Here is a 22,417-nt window from a genome sequence, read left to right as displayed (position 1 = left end):
GAGGGGGTGAGGAATCCCGGCTCGGGGGAGGCAACCGGTATCGGATGCGACCGCGCGCCTTCGCCGATGGGCGCACAGCCGGTCACGAGTAAGAGGGCGCACAGCCCCGGGACGACCCCGGTCGGCGTGCGACGCAGCCCTATTGGGCGACGGTCCACGTCACCGAGACCTGGGTCTGGTCGGCGTCACCCTCGGCAGGCTGGGCGACGACCTGCAAGGTGGCGCCGCGCCCTTCGGGATCGACGGCGGCATAGGCCTGGGCCTCGCCCTGTTTGAGGGCGGACACGGTTGACAGGCCGCTGTCACGGGCCCGGCTCTGGTAGAATTCGATCACGGCCTCGGGGCTGTCGGTCGTGGTGAAGCGCACCGAACCGCCAAGATCCGTTTCGGCCGCGTCGCCGGCGGGCAGGATTTCAGCGCCGGGATAGGCGCGGGCATAGGCGGGTGCGGAAGAGTCCGATGCCGCCACCTTGGCGGGCCTGTCGCCGGCCGGTGGGGCCATGCCGGACTCGTCGGTGGAGGGGGCAGCCGCCTCGGCCGCGTCGGCTTGCGGCGCCGGCTTGTCAGAGCCCTGACTGCACGCCGCAACGCCGAGGCAGGCCGCGAGGGCGGTGGTCAGGGCGAGGCGCACGGGCATTCCGCGCGCGATGGCTTGAACTCTCATCATCCCGTTTCTGACTCTGGTCCGGAGCACATGTCCGGAAGCGTGGGCGCGTGACGTTGGCCCATGACCGTGACGCCATCAAGGCGTTTGTTCAGCCCTTGTCCGGGGCGCCTTCGCGCGCCAGCCGGGCGTTGATGGCCTCGGAATCCGGGTCGATGTCCGAGCCGGTGGCCGAGCCGCCCTGGAGCGAGCCAGCACGGGTGTCCGAGCCCGAGTCACTGCCGGTCAGGGCACGATCGAGATGGGCCTGGTCGAGGCTGTCCGACAGGGCGTCCGGCGTATGGCCCAGATCGGCGCGCTCGCCGACGCTGCGGGCCTCGCGGGTCTCGTCCGTCTCAGGTGTATCGGGGGTATCGGGATCGGCCATCTGCGGTCTTGCCTCCTTGATCGAAGGTAAGCGCTCGCAGACGGCCCGGGTTCCCGTACGATCGGGGGCGATCAGCCCTCGAACAGCTTTTGCCAGCGGGGCTTCACGCGGTTCTTCCACGCGCCGCGGTGATAGGCATCCGAACCGATCAGCGGCACGACGGTGGTGGCTTCGGCGAAGACCATCTGTTCGTGGGTGGTCTGGACCTTGCCCCAGCTGGCGGCCTCCTTGAGCGTCGACGACGAGCAGGCGCCATCGCGCACATCGGCAACCGTGATCTGGACGGCGTATTTGTGCATGTCGGCCTCGACGCCGAGGATTTCGGCACAGACGACCGTGTCCTGGGCGAAATTCTTGGGCACGCCGCCGCCGACCATGAACAGGCCGGTGGTGCCGGCCGCGATCTTGATGTCGGTCAGTTCGCGGAAGTCTGCGATCGCGTCCAGCATCATATAGGGCTGGCCGGCCGCAGCGCGTTCCTTCTGGTGCTTGACCAGACCAAAGCCGGCCGAGGAGTCGACGAAGGCCGGGCAGAAGATCGGCACACCCTCCTCATAGGCGGTCTGGATCAGCGAGCCGGGCTTCTTGGCATTGCCCTCGGACAGCCATTTGCCCATTTCCCAGATGAATTCGCGTGAGGAATAGCCGCGCGGCTCGAGGCGGTTGGCGATCTCCAGGATGGTGTGGTCGCAGGCCTGGAGCTCTTCCTCATCGATGTAGGTGTCGTAGATCCGGTCGATGTAGTTGTCGCGGAGCACATTGTCGTCCACGGGGCCGGCGGCCTGGTAGTGTTTGAAGCCGAGGGCCTCGAAGAAGTCCATGTCGACGATCGAGGCGCCCGTGGCGACCACGGCATCGATCATGCCCATCTTCACCATGTCCCGGTAGACGTGCATGCAGCCGCCGGCCGAGGTCGAGCCGGCCAGGATCAGCCACGGCGAGCAGTCCTTGTCTTCCAGCGCCATGTTGAAGATGTCGGCGGCGCGGGCGGTGTCGCGCGACGAGAAGCTCATCTTGCGCATCGAGTCGATGATCGGACGCGCGTCGAAGCTGGTGATGTCGATGTGCTCGACGGTGTTCTGAAGCAGTTCGGCCTTCTGATTGGACGGTGCGTTCATTTCAGCGGTTTCCCTTTTGATTTGAGCGCCCGTCCGTAATGAAGATGCAGCGGCCCGGACGGAGCGACGGGCCGCTGCTTATACCCTTGTCTGTGTAACCGTTCAGCGTCGACGCGACTTGCGCTGTCCGGCCTTGCCCTTCGGACGGCTGAAACGAACGACCTTGCGGGCCTGTTCCTCGGCCGAGGTGCGCACGGTCGGGATCGACCGCGGCGCCAGGCCGTAGAGCGAGGCCATGGGGGCGTCCTCGACGGCGGCGATGTCGTGTACGCCATAGCCGTTGAAGCCGGTGGACATGGCCACGCCGTAGGCGCCCAGCATGCCGATCTCGATATAGTCACCCTCGCGGATGTCGGCCGGCAGGTAGAAGGGCCCGGGCATGTGGTCGATCGAGTCGCAGGTCGGTCCGTAGAAGCGGAACGGCTTGAGATCGCCCGAGGCCGGCGCGTCGCGCACCAGCTTGACCGGGAAGGGCCAGCGCGAGTGGGTCGCGTCGAACAGCGAGCCATAGCTGCCGTCGTTCAGATACAGGGCGTCGCCCTTGCGCAGCTCGACCTGGCACAGGATGGAGCTGGACTCGGCGACCAGCGCCCGGCCGGGCTCGCACCACAGCTCGGTGGTTTCCGAGACGGGCATTTCGTTGAAGCCGCGGTGAATGGCGTCGGCATATTCCTGCATGTCCGGCGGGACCATGCCCGGATAGACCGAGGGAAAGCCGCCGCCGACATCGACGATGTCGACGAATACGCCCGCGCGGCTGATCGACCGGCCGACCTGGGCCATGGCGGCCTCATAGGCGGACGGGCGCATGCATTGCGACCCGACGTGGAAGCTGACGCCCATCAGACCGTCCTTGACCGCCTGGCGCACGGCCAGCAGCAGGGACGGGGCCTGGTCCGGCGAGACACCGAACTTGCCCGACAGGGTGTAGGCCGCGCCGTCGGCCGAGACGGCCATGCGCACCACGAGGTTCAGATCGGTGGCCTGACCGGTGGCGTCCAGAATCTTGTGCAGTTCCTCGACGCAATCGAGCGAGAAGGTGCGGACGCCGTGGTCGAAATAGGCCTTGGTGATGGCCGACCGGCTCTTGACCGGGTGCATGAAGGCCAGACGTGCCGAAGGGCTGACCGAACGGACCAGTTCGACCTCGGCGAGGGAGGCGACGTCAAAGGCGGTGACACCGGCGTCGACCAGGGTCTCGATGACCCAGCGCGACGGATTGGCCTTCACCGCATAGAAGACGTCGGCCTTCAGATTGTCCTGGAACCAGCGCGCCGCTACGGAAACTGAACGCGGCCGCACGAGGGCGACGGGACGTTCAGGGGACCGCTCACGGACCAGGTCCAGGGGAAGCTGGTACGTGCGCAATTCACGTAACCCCCTGTAAATTGTTAACCCAGACCGGCGTTAGCGGCGCAAGCATGGGACCTACGGGGTCCGCCGGAACCCGCGATATGGGGAAAAGCCCCTGTCATGTAAAGCGGTAATTTCATGTCCGTTCCCTCGACCGTCCTTGCGGGGCGGGGAGGGAGGCGCCATTCAGGGGGTGGATTCGGGAAGGGGCAGGACCGCATGAGCCTGACGTCGGAGGCAGCACGCGATTTCGTGCGCGGGCTGGGGATCGCCGCCATTGCCGGGGTGGTGCTGGCCCTGAGCGGGGCCTTCACCGGGCCGGGCCTGTCGCTGACCGCGCGGCTCACCTACTGGGTGCCGATGATGGTGGCGGGGGCCAGCTGGGGACAGGTTTGCTCGCTCCTGCTGGACCGGTTCGTCAATCTGGACGACCGGCCGTGGCTGATGGTGGCCACTCTGACCGCCGTTATGTTCGGGCCGCTGCTCCTGATCGTCTGGGCGGGGACAGGGCTGTTCTTCGAGCGTGAACTCTACACTGTGGCCACCATGGCGCAGATGGCCGTTCCCGTGCTGGTGATCACCGCGACCATGAGCGCCATCAATGTTTTCGTCACCCGGGCGCGGACGGTCGAGACCCATGAGGCCCCGGCCGGACAGGCCCCGGCGCGGTTTCTGGATCGCCTGCCGCCGAAGCTGAAGGGGGGCCGGCTGATCGCAGTGCAGTCCGAGGACCATTATCTGCGCCTGCACACCGACCGGGGTTCGGACCTGATCCTGATGCGGCTGGCCGATGCGCTGGGCGAGCTGGAGGGGCTGGAGGGGGCCCAGACGCACCGCAGCTGGTGGGTGGCGCGCGATGCCGTGACCGATGTGGCGCGGGGCGACGGGCGCGCCGTGCTGACGCTGGACGGCGGGCTTACGGTGCCGGTCAGCCGCCGCCATGCCCGCGCCCTGCGCGCCGCCGGCTGGTACTAGCCCTTCCGGCTCTAGCCCGCCCAGATGCCGTGGAAGCCGGCGGGCACGGCCGTGTGCGAGCGCCAGCTGGCCACCGGGCCGTCGGCCAGCCGGGCCATGTCCAGCACATGGAGCTCGGTCGCCTGTTCGCGCAGATTGATGGTCGGCCCGACCAGCCAGGCGTCGGTCTCGCCACTGCGGCCCGGTTTGGGCACCACGACCATTTCCTCGACCACCTGATCGGGACCGAAGTCGTACTGGATGTCGCGTCCGGCCGACCAGTCGTAGAGGCCGATGGCGCTGGCGAACGGCCGGTCGGCATGCTCGCCCGAGGTGTGCAGGCTGTAGCGCCGCGCCAGACCCGCCCGGCGCGGATCGCTGCGCGGAAACTCGGCGATGAAGGCCGTCCGCTCCAGGTGCGCAGAGCCGTCCGGACGCAGGGCCGCCAGCGCCAGACGGGCGGGCTCGCTGCCAACCGGCACGCCGTTCAGGATTTTCGAGGCGCCGGCTGCGGCAAAGCGCATGTCGTCGGTGGCGCAGACGTCGAAGCGGATGGTGCCCTCCGCCTCTTCCCAGGCCTCGCCCAGATGGAAGAAGCCGAAGTCGGGCAGTTCGAACTCGCGGCGGACGTCGAGATCATCCTTGTCCAGCACCAGAACCCGGGTGCCGGTGCCGGCCTGCCACTCGAAGCCGCTGGAGAAGGGCATGGTCTGGCGGACCTGCACCCAGGGCTGCAGCACGATCACCAGATGGCGGGCGGTGGCGGTGAAGTCGTGCACATAGGACGCGCGCGGCAGGCGGACGACGCGGGCGTCCTCGAGCGCGCCGTCGGCGGCGAGGCGCCAGACAATGGCCTGGGTGCCGTTCATGCCGAGGTTCCAGATGCGGCCGTCGCGCTCGACCCGCGGGTGGGCGAGGAAGGGCATGGACTTCAGGTCGTCGCGCAGGGTGACGAAGCCGCGCGTCTCGAGGGTGTCGGGGTCCATGGCCATGGGTGAGCCACCCTCCCACAGGGCCCACAGGTCGTCACCGACCCTGAGCACCGAGGTATTGGCCGCATTGGCGTCGTCGTTCGATCCGATGCGGGCGCGAGAGTCGCCCGGGCTGCCGAAGCCGGGCACGACCATGGCGTCCATCTCGGCTTCCTGACGGCGTTTGGGGGTGTCGGCGAAGCGGGCCGACAGGGTCGCCTGACCATCCGAGATGCCGAACCGGCGGATCAGGCCGTCCCCGTCGAACCAGTGCTCGGCCGAGCCGCCCGGACGGCGGAATTTGGCCGGTCCGTTGCGGTAGAGGGCGCCCTCCAGTCCCGCCGGGGCCCGCCCGTGGATGCGGGTCAGGCGATGGGGCACCAGATCCCGTTCCACATCGCGGGTGACCAGGCCCCAGTCAGAGGTGACGGCGTCCTGGGCCGTGATCAGCCGGGCGGCCTCGGCCACATCGGGGGTGACGACGGTGCTGCCGAGCGCGGCAGCCCCCAGCAGGAAGGATCGACGGGACGGGATCATGGCGGAGCTCCTCTTGCGTTCGATCAGCGCAGGATCAGGGTCTGGACGGTGTCGCCCTCGACGGTGAAGCGGGCTTCGCTCCAGCTGGCCGGACCCATGTTGCCGAGCGCATTGTTGGAGAAGGCGTAGGGCTCGATCGGCATGCCGAACGGATTGGTGTCCATGTCGCCATTGCCGTTCATGTCGTGGAACGACTTGATGGCGTAGCTGCCGGGCTCCAGCCCCTCGAAGGTGACGCTGACGGTCGTGGCGTCGGCGGGGATGACGGCGTTCCGCACGGGACGGTCGGTGTTGTAGTCCGCCTCCGAGGCGAACAGCACCAGCATGACCGAGCCGGTGGAGCGGCCCAGTTCGAACTCGACCTTGACCGACGCGTCCTGGGCGTGGGCGGCGGGGGGCAGGGCGGCGGTGGCGAGGGCGGCGACGGCGGCCATCAGGGCGATGCGAGTCTTCATGACAATCTCTCCGGTCAGGGGGACGGGGCGGGGCGCCCTGTCGATGACCAGACCCTGACCGTGCGCTCCGGCCGGCGCCACGCCGCTTACGGAAAGTGCCGCCTTGCCTTCGCCAACGGACAGGTCGAACCCCCGCCCGTTCACTGGCGATGCGCGAATGACCAGCTGTTTTCGGGACGGGCGACGCTGCCCGGGACTCAGTCGTCCTCGATCCGGTCGATGTCGTCGTCGGTCAGGCCGAAATGGTGCCCGATCTCGTGGATCAGCACATGGGTGATCAGGGTGCCCAGCCCCACATCGCCGCGCTCGCACCATTCATCGAGGATGGGACGGCGGTAGAGGAAGATGCGCGAGGGTTCGGCCGCGGGACCCATCTCGTCGCGCCGACCGACATCCACGCCGTGATAGAGGCCCGTCAGCTCGAACGGATCCTCCATGTCGAACGCCGCCAGGGTCCCGGCATCGGCAAAGTCATCGACGCGCAGCACCACATCCTCGGCCAGGCCCTTGAAGGGTTGGGGCAGGGCGTCGAGCGCCGCGCGGGCGAGGGCGGCGAAATCATCCAGCGACGGGGCGAGAGGGTCCGCCTGCCACAGGGCGGTCGGAGGCGATGAGGCTTGGGCCAGGGCGGGTCTCCGGACGCGTGCGGGGGTGGCGGTGCAAGCGGCCCATCTTGGGGTATGGTGAACGGGCGAATCAAGCCGTCGGTCCCGGTCCGGCGGATGGAGGTAGGGCTAGCGTGATCGCGGGAGCGGACATCGCCTATGTGGCCACGGTGGGAGCCGCAGGCCTTGCGCTGGCAGTCAGCGCCTGGGCGTGGCGGCTGGACGCCCGCGCGCGCCGCACCGAGGCCGCGCTGGAAGCCGAACTGGAAAGCCGGGCGGACCTGATCGCCACCCGCGACGCCTGTCTGGCGATGATGCGCGAGGTGCGCGTTCAGATCGTCGCCGATGCGGACGGTGGTCTCTGCGCCGGTCAGGTGTTTGGCGACCCGAGCCTGATGGAAGCTTTGTCCGAGGGGGAGCGGGCGGCCGGCGATGTGCTGATCGACCGGGTTGTCGCCGCCGACGCCGCGCGGATGAAGGCGCTGGTCGACTCGGGCGTGGCCTTTGACCTGGCATTGCAGACCGACAGCGGGGTGTGGCGCATCGAGGGCCGGGCGCTGGCGGGATCGGCCTGGCTGCGCTTCACCGATGCCGAGATCACGGCGGGGCTGGGTGCGGGCGAGAGCGCGGCGGGTTTGCTGGCCGATGCCTCTCCGGTGCCGACCTGGGTGGTGGACTCGACCGGTCGTCTGGCCTGGGCCAACCGGGCGTGGCTGGCGGCGGTGCGCGCCGGGAGCCTCGAGGACGCCCTGCAACGCCAGCTGACCTTTGACCGCGGGGCCGAGGCGATCGTGGCTGATGCCCTGCGGCAGGCGACCCGGCAGGAAGGCTTCCGCTGGACCACCACGGATGGCCGCAGGAAGGCGTGGCGCATTCTGGCCGAGCCCAGCGTGGGCGGCGGGGCGGTGACCGCCTTTGCCATCGAGATGACCGAGGCCGAGGAGACGCGCGACACCCTGCGTCGTCACGTCGAGGCCCATGACGAGACGCTGAACCATCTGGCCGATGCGGTGGCGATCTTCGGCCCGTCCAAGCGGCTGGCCTTCCACAATACGGCCTTCCAGACCCTGTTCGATCTCGACCCCGCCTGGCTGGACGAGCGACCCACCCATGCCGAGCTGCTGGACCGGCTGCGTCAGCGGCGCCTGTTGCCCGAGGTGATCGACTATGCCGGCTGGCGCGCGCGCGAGCTCGAGTTCTACGGGGCGACCGAGGCCGCACCGGACGACAGCTGGTCCCTGCCCGACGGGCGCACCCTGCGCGTCGTGCGCCAGCCCCACCCGCTGGGCGGCATCCTGCTGATCTTCTCGGACATCACGGACGAGCTGAACCTGCGCAGCCGTTTCAATGGCCAGCTGCAGGTGCAGCGCGCCACGCTGGACAAGCTGAACGATGCGGTGGCCGTGTTCGGCTCGGACGGGCGGCTGCGGCTGCACAATGAGGCGTTTTCTGCCTTCTGGGGCCCGTCGCCCCAGCGCTTCGATCCGCAGGCCGATTTCGAGGCCGTGGCCGAGGTGTGTCGCAAGGTGCTGCCTGATCCCGGCCTGTGGCTGGGGCTGAAGGCGCGGGTGGCCGACCCTGATCCGGAAAGCCGCGTGGCGGTATCGGGCGAGGGGCGCACGGTCGATGGCCGCATCACAGCATGGCAGACGCGTCCTCTGCCCGACGGGGCGACCCTGGTGGCCTTTTCCGATGTGACGGCCCAGCGCGCGCTGGAACAGGCGCTGCGCGAGCGCGAGGCGGCGCTGGCCGAGAGCCAGGCGCTGAAGCGCGAGTTCGTCGGCAGTGTGTCCTATGAATTGCGTACGCCGCTGACGACCATCGTCGGATACTCGGAACTGCTGGAAGCCTCGGGCGAACTGCCGGATCGCAGCCGCCAGCATGCGGGCGCCATCCGCGTGGCCGCCACCCAGCTGGCGCGCTCGATCGACGATGTGCTGGATATGGCCCAGATCGACGCCGGCGAGATGGACCTGACGCTGCAACCGATCCGGCTGGCCGATCTGCTGAGCGAGGCGGCCGAGGCCGTCCGGCCGCGGATCGAGGGGCGCGGGGCGCGCCTGCTGGTCAGCATTCCGCGCGACATCGGCGAGATCGAGGCCGACCGCACCCGCGTGGCCCAGGCGCTGGATCATCTGCTGGACAATGCGGCGCGTGCCGTCGGCGAGGACGGTCTGGTGACGCTGGAAGCCGTGGCCGGCGAGGGCGAGGTACGGCTGCGCGTCTCGGACACCGGGCGGGGCATTCCCTATCACCTGCAACCGCATGTGTTCGACCGGTTCGTCCGGCGCGAGCGGGGCGGGCCGGGCGTGGGACTGGCCCTGACCAAGGCGCTGGTCGAACTGCACGGCGGCTGGGCCGAGGTCGAGAGCGTGCCGGGCGAGGGGGCGACCTTCAGCCTGCATTTGCCGCGGGTGACGCCGGCGGCGGGAGCCGGGGACGCGGTTCGCTTTGACAGGGCGGGTCCGGCTCACTAACCCGTCGCGGCATCACCGCCGAGGGACATTCCATGGCCAGACCCCTGCTGAAGACCGCTCTGATCTATGATTTCGACGGCACGCTTGCCCGCGGAAACATGCAGGAGGTCAGCTTCATCCCCTCGGTCGGGATGGAGAAGGGCGCCTTCTGGGAAGAGGCCGAGACCCTGACCCGGCAGGCCGACGGTGACGGCATTCTGATGTACATGCAGCTGATGCTGCAGCGGGCGCGCGAGAATGATGCGCCGATCACCAAGCGGGCGCTGCGCGACCACGGCCATGATGTGAAGCTGTTCGACGGGCTGAAGACCGATCTGACGGGGCCGGGCTGGTTCGACCGCATGAACGCCTTTGGTCGGTCCTATGGTCTTGATATCGAACACTATATCATCTCGGCCGGGCTGGAGGAGATGATCGACGGCTGTCCGATCCGCGATGCCTTCCGCCACGTGTTCGCGTCGAAATTCGTCTACGACAAGGACGGGGTGGCTGTCTGGCCGGCGGTGGGCGTGAACTACACGACCAAGACCCAGTATCTGTTCCGCATCAACAAGGGCGTGCTCAACCACTTTGAGCACGACAAGATCAACCGCTTTATCCCGGATGCCGAGCGCCCGGTGCCGTTCGAGCGGATGATCTTCCTCGGCGACGGCGACACCGATGTGCCGACCATGAAGATGATGCACACCAAGGGCGGCTTCTCGATCGCCGTCTATGACCCGCGCAACAGCGAGCGCGACCAGCAAAAGATCTATTCCCTGATCAGCGAGGACCGGGTGAATTTCGTGGCGGCGGCGGATTATCGCGAGGGCTCGCCGCTGGACCTGATCGTCAAGGGACTGGTCGGCCGGATCGCCGTCAACGCCGGGACCATGCCGGCGGGCTGAAGCGGGTCAGCGGCCTCCGGCCCGGTGCCAGGCGTCGCGCACCGCGATCAGGCGCGAAGGCACCAGACCGCGCAGGGTGGCGCCCTCGCCGGTGCGCTTCAGGCCGGCGTCCATGCCTTTTTGCCAGACGACCTGGACCGGGGTGGCGACGCCGAGGCCGATGTCGACAATGTGCAGCTGGGGCGGCAGGCTGATCTGGCGGTCCAGACGGATGCGCAGGCCGGAGCGCGACTGGTCCACCAGCCGGCAGGTGTGCTCGACCGCATGGGCAACCAGCAGGGCGCGGCCGTTGGCCGGGCTGCGGGGTTCAAGGCGACGCTCGATGCTCATCCGACTATAGGGCCCGGCACACGGTTTCGATCCAGTTTCACCGTGACGTCAGCGGTGACGCCGCCCGCCAGCATGCGCCGGGTGACGCGCTCAAAATACTGGATGAAGTCGGCAAGGCGCGCGCGCTCTTCGGCCGGCAGGTCGGCGGGATCGACACCCAGCAGGTCGGCCTCCTGCTGGCAGCGCCAGTCGAGCACCACGTCGAATGACGGGGCCTGAAGGAACAGGATGGCGTCGAGGCTGTCGGCGAAGGCGCGGTACGGCCCGGCGACAAACTGGTTGACCGCGCGGCGCCAGTCCCCGTCCGGGTCGCGGCCCTGCTCCAGCGCATTGATGGGGCGGTCGAGGGCGGCGGCGTCCTCGGCCAGGGCCCCGAGGCACCAGGCGTCGATCAGTATGGCCGAGGGCCGTCCCCGATACGGCCGCCAGCGATCGCGGGGCAGGCGGTCGTCGCCGCGCTTGTCGAAGTCGGGCAGCCAGGTGGTGTCGTCGGGGCCGGCCGCCGCCAGCTGGTCCATGATGTCCGACAGCATGCCCAGATCATGGGTGCCGGGCGGACCGCGCATGACGAAGAGGGGGTGGACATCGCGGGCCATGGCCTCACGTTCGGCGCGGGTCAGATAGACGTCGTCGATGGAGATCTGCGCCGCGCCAAAGGCATGGGCGGCGGCCCGGGCCAGGGTGGTCTTGCCGGACCCTTGCGCCCCGACGATGGCGATGCGGGCGGGGCGATCCCCGGGCGCGGCCTCGATCAACCGGCCCACCAGAGCCACCAGATCGGGGGCGACGATGTCGGCGGGGGCGCTCAGTGCTGGTGTTCGGGCAGGCGCACGATCAGGCCGTCCAGGTCGTCGGAGACCCGGATCTGGCACGACAGGCGCGAATTGGGTTCGACGTTTTCGGCGAAGTCGAGCATCGACTCCTCCATGGCGCTGGCCCGGCCCGTCTCGGCGGCAAACGCCTCGTCCACATAGACGTGGCAGGTGGCGCAGGCGCAGGCCCCGCCGCAGTCGGCGTCGATGCCCGGGACATTGTTGCGAATGGCGCCTTCCATGACGCTGAGGCCGTTCTTGACCTCCACGACATGCTCGGTGCCGTCATGCTCGATATAGGTGATCTTCGCCATCAGGCGGGCGCCCTGGCCTTCTTGCGGGCGGGCGAGACCATCAGCTTCTTGGTCTCGGCGATGGCCTTGGCCGGGTTCAGCCCCTTCGGACAGACCTGGGCGCAGTTCATGATGGTGTGGCAGCGATAAAGCTTGAACGGGTCCTCGAGGTCGTCGAGGCGCTTGTCGGTGGCGTCATCGCGGCTGTCGGCGATCCAGCGGTAGGACTGCAGCAGGGCGGCCGGGCCGAGGTATTCGGTCTGGTTCCACCAGTAGCTGGGGCAGGAGGTCGAGCAGCAGGCGCACAGGATGCACTCGTACAGGCCGTCCAGCTTCTCGCGGTCGGCCGGGCTTTGCAGGCGCTCGGTGGTCGGATCCGGCTCGTCCGACTGCAGGTAGGGCTGGATCGAGTCGTACTGGGCGTAGAACAGGGTCAGGTCGGTGACCAGGTCCTTGACCACGGGCTGGTGCGGCAGGGGCGCGATCGAGATGTTCGACGAAGAGCACTCGTCCCAGCCCTTGGTGCAGGCCAGGGTGTTGCGCCCGTCGATGTTCATCGAGCACGAGCCGCAGATGCCCTCGCGGCAGGAGCGCCGGAACGACAGGGTCGGGTCGATGGTGTTCTTGATGTGGATCAGGGCGTCCAGCAGCATCGGGCCGTGGTCGTCGGCCGACACCTCGAACACGTCCCAGCGCGGATTGGCATCCACCTCGGGGTCGTAGCGATAGACCTTGTAGGTCTTGACGTTCTTCGCCCCCTTCGGGGCCTTGTGCACCTTGCCACGCTTGGGCTGGGACGCACGGGGGAGGGAGAGTTCAGCCATGGCTTAGTACACCCGCGCCTTGGGTTTGATGTAGTCGATCTCGTCGGTCAGGGTGAAGTCGTGGACGGCGCGATAGTCGATCTTCACCGTCTCGCCCGGGCCCTTCCAGGCCAGGGTGTGCTTCATCCAGTTGGCGTCGTCGCGGTCGGGGAAGTCCTCGCGCGCGTGGGCGCCGCGGCTTTCCTTGCGGTTGGCCGCGCTCTCGATCGTGACCACGGCCTGGGCGATCAGATTGTCGTACTCCAGGGTCTCGATCAGGTCGGTGTTCCAGATCATGCCGCGGTCGGTGACGCGGATGTCGCCGATGGCGCCGTCGATGTCGCGCAGCTTGGCGACGCCCTCGTCCAGCGTCTTGCCGGTGCGGAAGACGGCCGCGTCGGACTGCATGGCCTTTTGCATGCGCAGGCGCAGCTGGGCGGTCGGCGTGTCGCCCGAGGCATTGCGGAAGCGGTCGAGGCGGGCCAGGTGGCCGTCGGTCGCCGAGGCCGGGGCGTCGGGGACCTTCGAGGCCTTGTCGACGACCTGACCGGCGCGCAGGCCGGCGGCGCGGCCGAACACCACGAGGTCGGTCAGGGAGTTGGAGCCCAGACGGTTGGCGCCGTGCACCGAGACACAGGCGGCTTCGCCCACCGCCATCAGGCCGGGGACCACCACACTGCCGTCGTCGCCGACCTTGGTCAGGACCTCGCCGTGATAGTTCGTGGGGATGCCGCCCATATTGTAGTGGACGGTCGGCAGCACCGGGATCGGTGCCTTGGTCACATCGACCCCGGCGAAGATCTTGGCCGACTCGGAAATCCCCGGCAGGCGCTGGTGCAGGATTTTCGGGTCGAGGTGGTCGAGGTGCAGGAAGATGTGGTCCTTGTTCGGACCGACGCCGCGGCCTTCGCGGATCTCGATGGTCATCGAGCGGCTGACGACGTCACGGCTGGCCAGATCCTTGGCCGAGGGGGCGTAGCGCTCCATGAAGCGCTCCCCTTCCGAGTTGGTCAGATAGCCGCCCTCGCCCCGGGCACCCTCGGTGATCAGGCAGCCGGCGCCATAGATGCCGGTCGGGTGGAACTGGACGAACTCCATGTCCTGCAGCGGCAGGCCGGCGCGCAGCACCATGGCATTGCCGTCACCCGTGCAGGTGTGGGCGCTGGTGGCCGAGAAATAGGCGCGGCCGTATCCGCCGGTGGCCAGGATGACCATCTTGGCGCGGAAGCGGTGAAGCTGGCCGGTGTCGAGCTGGAGCGCGGTGACGCCGGTGCAGGCGGCGGGGCCCGAGGCCTGCTCCTGCATGATCAGGTCGAGCGCGAAATATTCGACGAAGAACTTCACCTCGCGGCGCACCGACTGACCGTACAGGGTGTGCAGGATGGCGTGGCCGGTGCGGTCGGCGGCGGCGCAGGTGCGCTGCACCGGGCCCTCGCCGAAATTCTTGGTCATGCCGCCGAAGGCGCGCTGGTAGATCTTGCCCTGCTCGTTCCGGCTGAAGGGCACACCCCAGTGCTCCAGCTCATAGACGGCCTTGGGGGCCTCGCGGACCAGATATTCGATGGCGTCCTGGTCACCCAGCCAGTCCGACCCCTTGACGGTGTCGTACATGTGCCAGCGCCAGTCGTCCTCGCCCATATTGCCGAGGCTGGCCGAGATGCCGCCCTGGGCCGCGACCGTGTGCGAGCGGGTCGGGAAGACCTTGGTGACGCAGGCGACCTTCAGGCCCTCGCGCGCCGCGCCGAGCGCCGCGCGCAGGCCCGATCCGCCCGCGCCCACGACGACGACGTCATATTCGTGATCGACGAATTCGTAAGAGGCCAATCGACTAGACTCCGAAGCCCGCCGGCAGCGGGTCCGAACCCGTCGCCAGTCGCGTGATGAACAACAGGCCGACCGCCGCCAGCCCCAGACAGACAAGCGCGTTGAGGCCCAGCAGCAGGCCGAGGGTCGAGCGCTTGTGGATATAGTCCTCGATGATCACCGTGATACCCATGTTGGCGTGCCACAGGGTGACCAGCCAGGTGGCGGCCAGCACCCAGGTGTTGAGCGGCTGGGCGAACCAGTCCAGTGCGCCCTGGTAGCCGGTGCCCGCGATCATGGCGGCGGACCACAGGGCCCACAGGATCAGCGGCACCAGAACCAGCGACGACAGCCGCTCGGCCAGCCAGGCGCCGGCGCCCTTGTGCTCGGCGACCTTCACATTCTTGCGGTACAGGGCCTTGTGCGCGCTCACAGCGTGACCTTTCCGGCAGAGAACAGCCAGGCCCAGAAGGCCAGGGTGGCGACCAGGGCGAATACCAGGGTGGCCGTCGTCAGGGTGGAAGCGCCCTTCGGCGACAGGCCCGCGCCCGTATCCCAGATCAGGTGCCGGATGCCCGAGGCCAGATGATAGAAGGCCGCCAGCGACAGGGCGAACCAGGCGATCAGGCCCAGCGGCGAGCCCGCCAGGGCGACAAAGGTGTCATAGGCCTCTGCGCCGAAGGCCAGGGCGCCCAGCCACAGGGCCACCAGCACCAGTCCGCCGACCAGACCCGCGCCGGTGATCCGGTGCAGGATCGATCCCAGCATGGTGACGTGCCAGCGCCAGATCTGCAGGTGGGGCGAGGTCGGACGCACGCGTCCGTTCGGCTGCGGGGTGTAGAATTGGGGCGGCGTGGCCTGGGGCGCGGCGCTGCCCGGAATCGGGTCCGACATGCGAATGGTTCTCAAAAACCTGGGACAAAACAACGGACGGAGGAACAGGGAAGGCTTTAGAGAGGCGCGCGCGGCCCTGTCAACGAACGGCGGCGCCACGGGCGAATATACGGCCCCGGACACAGACCGGTCGCATGGGGTGGCCGAATGTCGCGCTGACGCGTTAGGGTCGGGCCATGAAGCTGACTGCCCTTGCCCTGCTGATCGCCCTTGCTGCCCCCGGGATCGCCACTGCACAGGATCCCGGCGTCGCGCCCCTGCCCAGTCAGGCCCTCTATGAGGCCCCGCCTATCCGGCCGTTCGAGCCGACGGGGGATCTGGGCGGCGAGGCGGAGGGCGACTCCAGTTCCACCTATCGCGGGCCGGTGCGCGCGACCGTGGCCATCGATGAATACCGCGGCCAATTCGAGGCCGGTCCCACCGATGCGGCGCTCGCCTACGACCAGGGCGTGACCTCGGCCGAGCAGCGCATGGACCAGCGCATGGGGCCGATGGACGGTGCCTGGCAGCTGGTAGGTGAGGACGGCGCCGTGCTGATGGCGCTGGTGCTGAGCGATCCCGGCTCGGGCCTGCCGATCGAGGGGGCGTGGATGTCGCGGGTGACGCCGGGCGCCGGCACCCTGACGTCCGGCCGTCGTGAGAGCGACGCCGTGACCCTGCTGCTGATTGCCCAGGGCCCGGCCGAGGGCGGCACGCTGGAATTGGTGCGGTCCGGTCGGGGCTGGACCGGCACCCTGCAAGGCGAACGCCGGCGCCTGTCGGTCAGTCTGGTCCCGCGTCAGGACTAGCCGCGCGGATCAGGGCCAGCAGCCGGTCGCGCTCCGCCTCGCCCCAGCGATGCGCCGTGCCCCGGCCCCAGATAGGATCAGGCCAGACCGGATCATCGCGCCGACGCCCGATCACATGCAGGTGCAGCTGGGCGGTGACATTGCCGAGCGCGGCCATGTTCAGCTTGTCGACCGGCCGCCCCAGCGCCTCGCCCATCTCGCGGATCAGCCGCCCGGCGCGCAGCCCCTCGTCCAGAAACCGCGTGCGGTCCTCGGGCGACAGATCCTCGATCTCGACCGCGCCCGGCACGCGCGGGATCAGGATCAGCCACGGAAACCGGGCATCGTCCTGCAACCGCAGCTGACAGAGCGGCCAGTCGGCGACGGCAAGGGATCCGGCATCAAAGGCCGGGTCGGCGGCAAAGGCGGTCATGCGCCCAGCCTTGCAGTGCGCCCCGCCCGGGTCTAGACCGCGCGCACCGAATTCCTCCCTCAAGCCTTCTTCAGGAGACTGTCCATGGCTCGCGCCAAGATCGCCCTTATCGGTGCCGGAATGATCGGCGGCACCCTGGCCCACATCGCGGCGCGCGAAGCGCTGGGGGATGTGGTGCTGTTCGACATCGCCGAAGGCATGCCGCAGGGCAAGGCGCTGGACATCGCCGAGGCCACCGCCGTGATCGGCACCGACGTCGCCCTGAAGGGCGCCAATGACTATGCCGACATTGCGGGCGCCGACGTCTGCATCGTTACCGCCGGTGTGCCGCGCAAGCCGGGCATGAGCCGCGACGACCTGATCGGCATCAACCTCAAGGTCATGAAGGCCGTGGGTGAGGGCATCAAGGCCCACGCGCCGAACGCCTTCGTCATCTGCATCACCAACCCGCTCGACGCCATGGTCTGGGCCCTGCAGAAATTCTCGGGCCTGCCCAAGGAGAAGGTCGTCGGCATGGCCGGCGTGCTGGACTCGGCCCGCTTTGCCTATTTCCTCGCCGAGAAGACCGGCGTGTCGATCCAGGACATCCACGCCTGGACCCTGGGCGGTCACGGCGACGACATGGTGCCCATGGTGCGCCACTCGACCGTCGGTGGCCTGCCCCTGCCGGACGCGGTCTCGGCCGGCTTCCTGTCGCAGGGCGAGCTGGACGCCATCGTCGAGCGCACCCGCAAGGGCGGCGGCGAGATCGTGGCCCTGCTGAAGACCGGCTCAGCCTTCTATGCCCCGGCGGAATCGGCCATCGCCATGGCCCGCTCCTATCTGCTGGACCAGAAGCGCGTCCTGCCCTGTGCCGTGCACCTGAACGGTGAATACGGCCTGTCGGACCTGTACGTCGGCGTGCCGGCCCTGATCGGCGCCGCGGGCGTCGAGAAGATCATCGAATTCTCGACCAATGACGACGAGAAGGCGATGCTGCAGAAGTCGGTCGACTCGGTGAAGGGCCTGATCCAGGCCTGCAAGGACGTCGACGGCTCGCTGGCCTGATACGGCAAGGGGGCGGCTTCGGCCGCCCCCGATGCCCCGGGCATCGGGCCGCCAATGTCAGGCGCGGGCCCGGCGAGCGTGCGGGGCCCGACGACCTGATCTATTGAACGCCTAGGAGCCGGTGGTCGGCAGGGTCACCGGAGCGGCCGGGGCGACCTCGTTCGTCGGTGCGATCAGGCTTTCGATGAAGCGGGCCAGCAGCTCCAGCCAGACCACGGTCGGGTCGTTCATCTGTTCGACACCCAGGCCGGGCTGCAACAGCACGTCGAACTGCAGCACTGCGGCATTGGTGCCGTTGGGGTTCATCTGCAGATAGCCCTTCACGAAGCGCTGCTCGCGATTCCAGGCATTGATCCGGTCCAGGGAGAGGCCGTCGGCCACGATGTTGGCGGCGAACTGGATGTCCTGACAGCGGCCGGTGGCATCGCAGCCGTAGAAGAAGATCAGCCAATTCGTGCTGCCGTCGTTGACCTGCAGGACGGTCTGGCCCTGGAAGGCTTCCCCCTCGATGGTCTCACCTTCAATGGTCCGGGGAACGGCCACTGTGGCCCCCTTTTCGATCAGCCAGGCGCGGACCTCGGCCGGAGTCAGGCCGAGCACCGGATCCTGCGCGGCCGGGCGGGCAGCGGGCGCTGTGCCCGGATCGGTGGCTGCCAGCGACGGAGCGGCCATCAGCAGAAGCGGGGCGACGGCCAGGGCGGCCAGGGTGCGGGGGGTGGTGAACATCAGTCTCTCCCTTGGAGCTTTGGGTCGTTCATGGTGGGCGACGGCGGCGATCCTGTGGCGGCGAGCCAGCCCTTGCCGGTCATTTCCTTGAGCCGGGATACGGTCCGGCCGAATTCGAAGGTCTCCTGCCCCTCCGGATAGAGGCGCTCGGCGGGGGCCGCCGCCAGCACGACCAGACGGGTCTTCGCTTCATACAGGGCGTCGATCAGGGTCACCAGACGGCGGGCGGCGGCGTGGTCGTCGGGGCGCAGGACCGGGACATCCTCGAGGAACAGGGTGTGGAAGCGGTCGGCGAGGGCGAGGTAGTCGTTGGGGCCCAGCGCGCGCTGGCACAGGTCGGCGAAGGTGGCGCGGGCCATGCCGCCGACCGTGCGGGGCAGCCGGATTTCCCGGCCCAGCACGTCGAGAGCGGCCGCAGCCTCGGGCTCGTCGCCGCGCAGGCGCTGCCAAAGGGCGTCGAACCCCGCCCGCCCGTCGGCGTCGGTGGAGTCGTACCAGGCCGGGGCCGAGGCGAGGGCGTCGATGCGCCAGTCCTGCGAGCCTGCGACCTCGACCCGCTCGCAGCGCGCCTCGATAAGATCGATGAAGGGAACGAACAGCTCGCGGTTGACCCCGTTCAGATACAGGTCCTGCGGCCGGCGGTTCGAGGTCACGGCCAGCACCACCTTGTGCTCGAACAGGGCCTGGAACAGGCGCCCGAGGATCAGGGCATCGGCGATATCGGTGACCTGGAGCTCGTCAAAGCACAGCAGGCGCGCCTCGGAGGCGATCAGGGCGGCGACCGGTCCGATCGGATCATCGCCCTTCCACTGGCCGAAGGTTGCCTTGCGTGCCCGCTTGTCGCCCTCGCGCCAGCTGCGGATCAGGCCATGGACGCGCGACAGGAAGGCGTGGAAGTGGGCGCGTTTTTTCCGGGGCTCCTGCACCTGGGCGAAGAACAGGTCCATCAGCATGGACTTGCCCCGACCGGGCGGGCCGTAGAGATAGACGCCGCGCACCTCGGGCACGCCTCCGAACAGGCCGCGCCGGCCCAGGTCCTTCTCCAGCCGGGCCAGCGCCTTGAGGGCCGCGTCCTGACCCGGATCGGGCTTGAGGACGCCGTCTTTCAGCTTTTTCGCGTGGGCGCGTTCGATACGGGAAGCCATGGGTCCCGCCTAGCGGGTGCGCGCGGGACTGAAAAGCGATTGCGTGGGGCGGGGGAATGATTACATGGGCACCGTACCCCGCATCCCCCACCCTGCCCTTGAGCAGCGCGCGTCCGTGGCGCGCGCGCAGGGCGTCCGAAGGACAGACCACAATGGGCTATCGCGTCGCCGTCGTAGGCGCCACCGGCAATGTCGGCCAGGAAATGCTGAACATCCTGGAGGAGCTGAACTTTCCGGTGTCGCAGCTGCACGCCATCGCCTCGCGGAAGTCGCAGGGCGTCGAGGTGGCCTTCGGCGAGAAGACCGTCAAATGCGAAAATCTTGAGACCTTCGACTTTTCCAAGGTCGATGTGGTGCTGATGAGCGCGGGCGGCGACGTCAGCCGCGAATGGGCGGAACGGATCGGCAAGGCCGGCCCGATCGTCATCGACAATTCCTCGGCCTTCCGCATGGACCCGGACGTGCCGCTGATCGTGCCGGAAGTGAACCCGGACGCGGTCAAGGATGCGCGGAAGAAGAACATCATCGCCAATCCGAACTGTTCGACCGCCCAGCTGGTGGTGGCGCTCAAGCCCCTGCATGACGCCGCGAAGATCAAGCGCTGCGTGGTCTCGACCTATCAATCGGTGTCCGGCGCGGGCAAGGAGGCCATGGACGAGCTGTGGACCCAGACCAAGGCCATCTATGGTCTGGGCGACGCCACGCCGAAGGTCTTCCCCAAGCAGATCGCCTTTAACCTGATCCCGATGATCGGGGCGTTCCGCGACGACGGCTATACGGATGAGGAAGCCAAGATGTGGGCCGAGACCCACAAGATCCTTGATCCGGAGATCAAGCTGACCGTCACCTGTGTGCGGGTGCCGGTGTTTGTCGGCCATTCGGAATCGGTCACGGTCGAGTTCGACCGTCCCATTTCGCCCGACGAGGCCCGTGAAATCCTGCGCGAGGCGCCCGGCGTGCTGGTCGTCGACAAGCAGGAGGCCGATGGCTACGTCACGCCGGTCGATGCAGCGGGCGACTTTGCCGTGTTCGTCAGCCGTATCCGCAAGGACCCGACGGTCGAGAACGGCCTGAACCTGTGGGTGGTGTCCGACAATCTGCGCAAGGGCGCGGCCCTGAACGCCGTCCAGATCGCCCAGCTGCTGGACGAGACCGGCACCATCAAGCCCGCTGACGGCTATCGCAGCCTGACCGTCTGATGACGACGGCCGCGCCGGACGGTCGCGCCGCCCTGCTGGCGGGGCTGGGGTGTTATGTCCTGTGGGGGCTGTCGCCCCTGATCTATCAGCCCATGGGCGCGGCGGGGGCCGATGCCTTCGAGATCATGGGCCACCGGGCCGTCTGGGGCGTGGTCTGGGCCGCGGTGCTGGTCGTCTGGGCCCGGCAGTCGGATCAGGTGAAGGCCGCCTTTGCCGACCGCCGGACGCTGGGCTGGCTGATCCTGTCGACCACGCTGATCGCCCTCAACTGGGGCCTGTTCGTCTGGGCGGTGAACCATGGCCACACGCTGGAGACCAGCCTCGGCTATTATCTGAACCCGCTGTTCAACATGGCGCTGGGCGCCTGGCTGTTCCGCGAGCGGCTGAGCCGGGCGGGGCTGGTAGCCATTGCGCTGGCGGCCACGGGTGTGGCCCTGCAGGCCGTGGCACTGGGTCGACTGCCGATCATCTCGCTGACGCTGGCGGTGTCGTTCGCCGCCTATGGGGTGATCCGGAAGCGCGTGCGGGCCGAGGCCCAGGCCGGCCTGTTCGTCGAATGCCTGATCATGGCGCCGTTCGGCCTGGCCTGGCTGATCTGGCTGCAGATGCAGGGCACGGGCGTGTTCTTCGACAGTCCGAACGCGGCCTTCTGGCTGGCCATGGCCGGGCCGGTGACGGTCGGCCCGCTGGTGCTGTTCTCGTGGGCGGCCCGGCGACTGCCGCTGACGACCATCGGCTTCCTGCAGTTCATCGCCCCGACGATCAGCTTCGTCATCGGGGTCAGTCAGGGTGAGGAGTTCACCTGGCTGCGCGGGGTGTCGTTCGGCTTCATCTGGCTGGGCGCCGCCGTCTTCCTGTGGGCGGCGTGGCGCCGCGCGCGCCTGTCGCGCAAGGCCCTGGAATCGCAGGCGGAGCCAGTCTAGCCGACCGCGCGGCGGAGGGTGAGCAGCGCCTGATCCGTGAGGGCGGCATCGCCGACAGCCAGAATGCGGCCATCGTCACAGGGCGTTTCGCCCAGCCAGTCGGTGACCCGCCCGCCCGCGGCCTCGATCAGGGCGACCAGAGCCGTCCAGTCCCAGGGCTTGAGGCCCGTCTCGGCCACCAGGTCGATGTGGCCCGAGGCCAGCATGGCATAGGCATAGGCGTCGCAGCCCAGCCGGGCGAGGCGGGCGGTGGCGCGGACCTGTCGCCAGCCACCCAGCTCGGCCCCGGTGAAGATGTCCGGGTCGGTGGTGGCGATGACCGCGTCATTCAGTCTCGGACAGGGGCGGGTGGCGATCGGCGTCTCGGCTCCCCGCGTGACGCAGCGCGCGCCGGACGGCCCGCCGAGGAAGACCTCGTCGAGATAGGGCTGGGCGACAGCCCCCACCACGGGGCGTCCCCGATGGGTCAGGCCGATCAATGTGGTCCACAGCGGCAGGCCGGCGACGAAGGCGCGGGTGCCGTCGACAGGATCCAGGACCCAGACATATTCGGCGTCCGGGCGGTCGGCGCCATATTCCTCGCCGACGATGCCGTGCTCGGGAAAGTGGGCCTCGATCAGGCGGCGCATGGCCGCCTCGGCGCCCCGGTCGGCCTCGGTCACCGGGTCGAAGGCGCCCGGTTCGCCCTTGTCCTCGGCGACGGCCCCCGTGCGGAACAGGGGCAGGGTCACGTCGGCGGCGACGCGAGCGAGCTCGAGGGCGAAGGCTTCATGTGCGGTCATGGGTGGGCGGCATACAGACGCCGCCGCCCGTCGTCACCCGCATTCTGCGAGAGCATGATTCACGCTTTCACC

At 68.6% G+C, this 22,417-nt stretch carries 25 protein-coding genes; 7 read left to right on the top strand and 18 right to left on the bottom strand.

The genetic code is table 11. From position 1 onward, the window contains the following. Positions 1-139: 139 nt before the first annotated feature. From J7346_RS11395 to J7346_RS11380, 4 genes are all read right to left on the bottom strand, one after another. Complete coding sequence (locus tag J7346_RS11395) at positions 140-667, bottom strand: hypothetical protein (protein WP_209120056.1); 528 nt, start codon at positions 665-667, stop codon at positions 140-142. A gap of 88 nt (positions 668-755) precedes the next feature. Continuing rightward, positions 756-1,031 (bottom strand): ribonuclease, encoded by a 276-nt coding sequence (locus J7346_RS11390; protein ID WP_209120055.1) that lies wholly within the window; start codon positions 1,029-1,031, stop codon positions 756-758. Between the two features lie 71 nt (positions 1,032-1,102). After that, entirely contained in the window at positions 1,103-2,149 is a 1,047-nt protein-coding gene (locus J7346_RS11385) for a deoxyhypusine synthase (protein WP_209120054.1), read from the bottom strand. A gap of 102 nt (positions 2,150-2,251) precedes the next feature. Next, positions 2,252-3,517 (bottom strand): type III PLP-dependent enzyme, encoded by a 1,266-nt coding sequence (locus tag J7346_RS11380; protein WP_209120053.1) that lies wholly within the window; start codon positions 3,515-3,517, stop codon positions 2,252-2,254. Between the two features lie 204 nt (positions 3,518-3,721). Between J7346_RS11380 and J7346_RS11375 the strand changes: the two genes are divergently transcribed. Next, positions 3,722-4,477: a LytTR family DNA-binding domain-containing protein gene (locus J7346_RS11375; protein WP_209120052.1), complete on the top strand. Its 756-nt coding sequence runs from the start codon at positions 3,722-3,724 to the stop codon at positions 4,475-4,477. Between the two features lie 11 nt (positions 4,478-4,488). On the opposite strand, the gene J7346_RS11370 is transcribed toward J7346_RS11375, so the two are convergent. The 3 genes from J7346_RS11370 to J7346_RS11360 all read right to left on the bottom strand — a co-directional run bounded on the left by J7346_RS11370 (position 4,489) and on the right by J7346_RS11360 (position 7,015). Continuing rightward, the gene (locus J7346_RS11370) at positions 4,489-5,964 is read right to left on the bottom strand and encodes a carotenoid oxygenase family protein (RefSeq protein WP_209120051.1); all 1,476 of its coding nucleotides are present in this window, start codon (positions 5,962-5,964) and stop codon (positions 4,489-4,491) included. 23 nt (positions 5,965-5,987) lie between these two features. Then, positions 5,988-6,419: a DUF2141 domain-containing protein gene (locus tag J7346_RS11365; RefSeq protein WP_209120050.1), complete on the bottom strand. Its 432-nt coding sequence runs from the start codon at positions 6,417-6,419 to the stop codon at positions 5,988-5,990. Positions 6,420-6,616: 197 nt separating this feature from the next. Beyond that, positions 6,617-7,015 (bottom strand): metallopeptidase family protein, encoded by a 399-nt coding sequence (locus J7346_RS11360; protein ID WP_209120068.1) that lies wholly within the window; start codon positions 7,013-7,015, stop codon positions 6,617-6,619. Positions 7,016-7,158: 143 nt separating this feature from the next. Here J7346_RS11360 and J7346_RS11355 point away from each other — a divergent pair, with 143 nt between their 5' ends. Next, complete coding sequence (locus tag J7346_RS11355; protein ID WP_348521500.1) at positions 7,159-9,501, top strand: ATP-binding protein; 2,343 nt, start codon at positions 7,159-7,161, stop codon at positions 9,499-9,501. A gap of 32 nt (positions 9,502-9,533) precedes the next feature. Continuing rightward, entirely contained in the window at positions 9,534-10,388 is an 855-nt protein-coding gene (locus J7346_RS11350) for a haloacid dehalogenase-like hydrolase (RefSeq protein ID WP_209120049.1), read from the top strand. 6 nt (positions 10,389-10,394) lie between these two features. On the opposite strand, the gene J7346_RS11345 is transcribed toward J7346_RS11350, so the two are convergent. The 7 genes from J7346_RS11345 to sdhC are packed head-to-tail and all read right to left on the bottom strand — an operon-like array spanning position 10,395 to position 15,323. After that, positions 10,395-10,718, bottom strand: a complete 324-nt coding sequence (locus tag J7346_RS11345; RefSeq protein WP_209120048.1) for a PilZ domain-containing protein — start codon at positions 10,716-10,718, stop codon at positions 10,395-10,397. Beyond that, positions 10,715-11,482: a kinase gene (locus tag J7346_RS11340; protein WP_209120047.1), complete on the bottom strand. Its 768-nt coding sequence runs from the start codon at positions 11,480-11,482 to the stop codon at positions 10,715-10,717. The genes J7346_RS11345 and J7346_RS11340 overlap by 4 nt, the downstream gene beginning before the upstream one ends. A 41-nt stretch (positions 11,483-11,523) precedes the next feature. Then, a complete protein-coding gene (locus J7346_RS11335) occupies positions 11,524-11,844 on the bottom strand; it encodes a 2Fe-2S iron-sulfur cluster-binding protein (RefSeq protein WP_209120046.1) in 321 nt (106 codons plus the stop codon). Beyond that, positions 11,844-12,647: a succinate dehydrogenase iron-sulfur subunit gene (locus J7346_RS11330; RefSeq protein ID WP_209120045.1), complete on the bottom strand. Its 804-nt coding sequence runs from the start codon at positions 12,645-12,647 to the stop codon at positions 11,844-11,846. The genes J7346_RS11335 and J7346_RS11330 overlap by 1 nt, the downstream gene beginning before the upstream one ends. 3 nt (positions 12,648-12,650) lie before the next feature. Beyond that, positions 12,651-14,450: a succinate dehydrogenase flavoprotein subunit gene (gene sdhA, locus J7346_RS11325; RefSeq protein WP_209120044.1), complete on the bottom strand. Its 1,800-nt coding sequence runs from the start codon at positions 14,448-14,450 to the stop codon at positions 12,651-12,653. A 4-nt stretch (positions 14,451-14,454) separates the two neighbouring features. Beyond that, on the bottom strand, positions 14,455-14,862 hold the full coding sequence (gene sdhD / locus J7346_RS11320; RefSeq protein ID WP_209120043.1) for a succinate dehydrogenase, hydrophobic membrane anchor protein: 408 nt from the start codon (positions 14,860-14,862) through the stop codon (positions 14,455-14,457). Then, the gene (gene sdhC, locus J7346_RS11315; RefSeq protein WP_209120042.1) at positions 14,859-15,323 is read right to left on the bottom strand and encodes a succinate dehydrogenase, cytochrome b556 subunit; all 465 of its coding nucleotides are present in this window, start codon (positions 15,321-15,323) and stop codon (positions 14,859-14,861) included. Before sdhC ends, sdhD begins: the two co-directional genes overlap by 4 nt. A gap of 176 nt (positions 15,324-15,499) precedes the next feature. Here sdhC and J7346_RS11310 point away from each other — a divergent pair, with 176 nt between their 5' ends. After that, positions 15,500-16,111 (top strand): hypothetical protein, encoded by a 612-nt coding sequence (locus J7346_RS11310; RefSeq protein WP_209120041.1) that lies wholly within the window; start codon positions 15,500-15,502, stop codon positions 16,109-16,111. On the opposite strand, the gene J7346_RS11305 is transcribed toward J7346_RS11310, so the two are convergent. After that, positions 16,086-16,523, bottom strand: coding sequence for an HIT domain-containing protein (locus tag J7346_RS11305; protein WP_209120040.1), 438 nt, complete (start codon positions 16,521-16,523; stop codon positions 16,086-16,088). The genes J7346_RS11310 and J7346_RS11305 overlap by 26 nt on opposite strands. Positions 16,524-16,607: 84 nt before the next feature. Between J7346_RS11305 and mdh the strand changes: the two genes are divergently transcribed. After that, positions 16,608-17,570, top strand: a complete 963-nt coding sequence (gene mdh / locus J7346_RS11300) for a malate dehydrogenase (RefSeq protein ID WP_209120039.1) — start codon at positions 16,608-16,610, stop codon at positions 17,568-17,570. Between the two features lie 111 nt (positions 17,571-17,681). On the opposite strand, the gene J7346_RS11295 is transcribed toward mdh, so the two are convergent. Together J7346_RS11295 and zapE are read right to left on the bottom strand one after the other, a co-directional pair. Continuing rightward, positions 17,682-18,296 (bottom strand): YbjN domain-containing protein, encoded by a 615-nt coding sequence (locus J7346_RS11295; RefSeq protein WP_209120038.1) that lies wholly within the window; start codon positions 18,294-18,296, stop codon positions 17,682-17,684. Further along, positions 18,296-19,441, bottom strand: coding sequence for a cell division protein ZapE (gene zapE, locus J7346_RS11290; RefSeq protein ID WP_209120037.1), 1,146 nt, complete (start codon positions 19,439-19,441; stop codon positions 18,296-18,298). Before zapE ends, J7346_RS11295 begins: the two co-directional genes overlap by 1 nt. Positions 19,442-19,593: 152 nt before the next feature. Between zapE and J7346_RS11285 the strand changes: the two genes are divergently transcribed. Together J7346_RS11285 and rarD are read left to right on the top strand one after the other, a co-directional pair. Next, positions 19,594-20,640, top strand: coding sequence for an aspartate-semialdehyde dehydrogenase (locus J7346_RS11285; RefSeq protein ID WP_209120036.1), 1,047 nt, complete (start codon positions 19,594-19,596; stop codon positions 20,638-20,640). Continuing rightward, on the top strand, positions 20,640-21,563 hold the full coding sequence (gene rarD / locus J7346_RS11280) for an EamA family transporter RarD (protein ID WP_209120035.1): 924 nt from the start codon (positions 20,640-20,642) through the stop codon (positions 21,561-21,563). Before J7346_RS11285 ends, rarD begins: the two co-directional genes overlap by 1 nt. Here rarD and hisN read toward each other — a convergent pair. After that, positions 21,560-22,345, bottom strand: coding sequence for a histidinol-phosphatase (gene hisN, locus J7346_RS11275; RefSeq protein ID WP_209120034.1), 786 nt, complete (start codon positions 22,343-22,345; stop codon positions 21,560-21,562). The genes rarD and hisN overlap by 4 nt on opposite strands. Between the last annotated feature and the right edge of the window lie 72 nt (positions 22,346-22,417).

Origin of the sequence: Brevundimonas sp. A19_0, from assembly GCF_017744255.1 — a bacterium.
In the GTDB taxonomy this organism is placed as follows: Bacteria; Pseudomonadota; Alphaproteobacteria; order Caulobacterales; family Caulobacteraceae; genus Brevundimonas.
The sequence above is the reverse complement of the archived record's forward strand: the minus strand, read 5'-3'. Positions and strand labels throughout refer to the sequence as shown.

Bases quoted from the DNA above. Each gene is read 5' to 3' on its own strand.
- J7346_RS11390 (WP_209120055.1), bottom strand. From the start codon at position 1,031: ATGGCCGATCCCGATACCCCCGATACACCTGAGACGGACGAGACCCGC.
- J7346_RS11335 (WP_209120046.1), bottom strand. From the start codon at position 11,844: ATGGCGAAGATCACCTATATCGAGCATGACGGCACCGAGCATGTCGTG.
- J7346_RS11285 (WP_209120036.1), top strand. From the start codon at position 19,594: ATGGGCTATCGCGTCGCCGTCGTAGGCGCCACCGGCAATGTCGGCCAG.
- J7346_RS11330 (WP_209120045.1), bottom strand. From the start codon at position 12,647: ATGGCTGAACTCTCCCTCCCCCGTGCGTCCCAGCCCAAGCGTGGCAAG.
- J7346_RS11295 (WP_209120038.1), bottom strand. From the start codon at position 18,296: ATGTTCACCACCCCCCGCACCCTGGCCGCCCTGGCCGTCGCCCCGCTT.
- J7346_RS11350 (WP_209120049.1), top strand. From the start codon at position 9,534: ATGGCCAGACCCCTGCTGAAGACCGCTCTGATCTATGATTTCGACGGC.
- rarD (WP_209120035.1), top strand. From the start codon at position 20,640: ATGACGACGGCCGCGCCGGACGGTCGCGCCGCCCTGCTGGCGGGGCTG.
- J7346_RS11305 (WP_209120040.1), bottom strand. From the start codon at position 16,523: ATGACCGCCTTTGCCGCCGACCCGGCCTTTGATGCCGGATCCCTTGCC.
- zapE (WP_209120037.1), bottom strand. From the start codon at position 19,441: ATGGCTTCCCGTATCGAACGCGCCCACGCGAAAAAGCTGAAAGACGGC.
- J7346_RS11385 (WP_209120054.1), bottom strand. From the start codon at position 2,149: ATGAACGCACCGTCCAATCAGAAGGCCGAACTGCTTCAGAACACCGTC.
- hisN (WP_209120034.1), bottom strand. From the start codon at position 22,345: ATGACCGCACATGAAGCCTTCGCCCTCGAGCTCGCTCGCGTCGCCGCC.
- J7346_RS11370 (WP_209120051.1), bottom strand. From the start codon at position 5,964: ATGATCCCGTCCCGTCGATCCTTCCTGCTGGGGGCTGCCGCGCTCGGC.
- J7346_RS11310 (WP_209120041.1), top strand. From the start codon at position 15,500: ATGAAGCTGACTGCCCTTGCCCTGCTGATCGCCCTTGCTGCCCCCGGG.
- J7346_RS11345 (WP_209120048.1), bottom strand. From the start codon at position 10,718: ATGAGCATCGAGCGTCGCCTTGAACCCCGCAGCCCGGCCAACGGCCGC.
- mdh (WP_209120039.1), top strand. From the start codon at position 16,608: ATGGCTCGCGCCAAGATCGCCCTTATCGGTGCCGGAATGATCGGCGGC.
- sdhC (WP_209120042.1), bottom strand. From the start codon at position 15,323: ATGTCGGACCCGATTCCGGGCAGCGCCGCGCCCCAGGCCACGCCGCCC.
- J7346_RS11365 (WP_209120050.1), bottom strand. From the start codon at position 6,419: ATGAAGACTCGCATCGCCCTGATGGCCGCCGTCGCCGCCCTCGCCACC.
- J7346_RS11395 (WP_209120056.1), bottom strand. From the start codon at position 667: ATGATGAGAGTTCAAGCCATCGCGCGCGGAATGCCCGTGCGCCTCGCC.
- J7346_RS11375 (WP_209120052.1), top strand. From the start codon at position 3,722: ATGAGCCTGACGTCGGAGGCAGCACGCGATTTCGTGCGCGGGCTGGGG.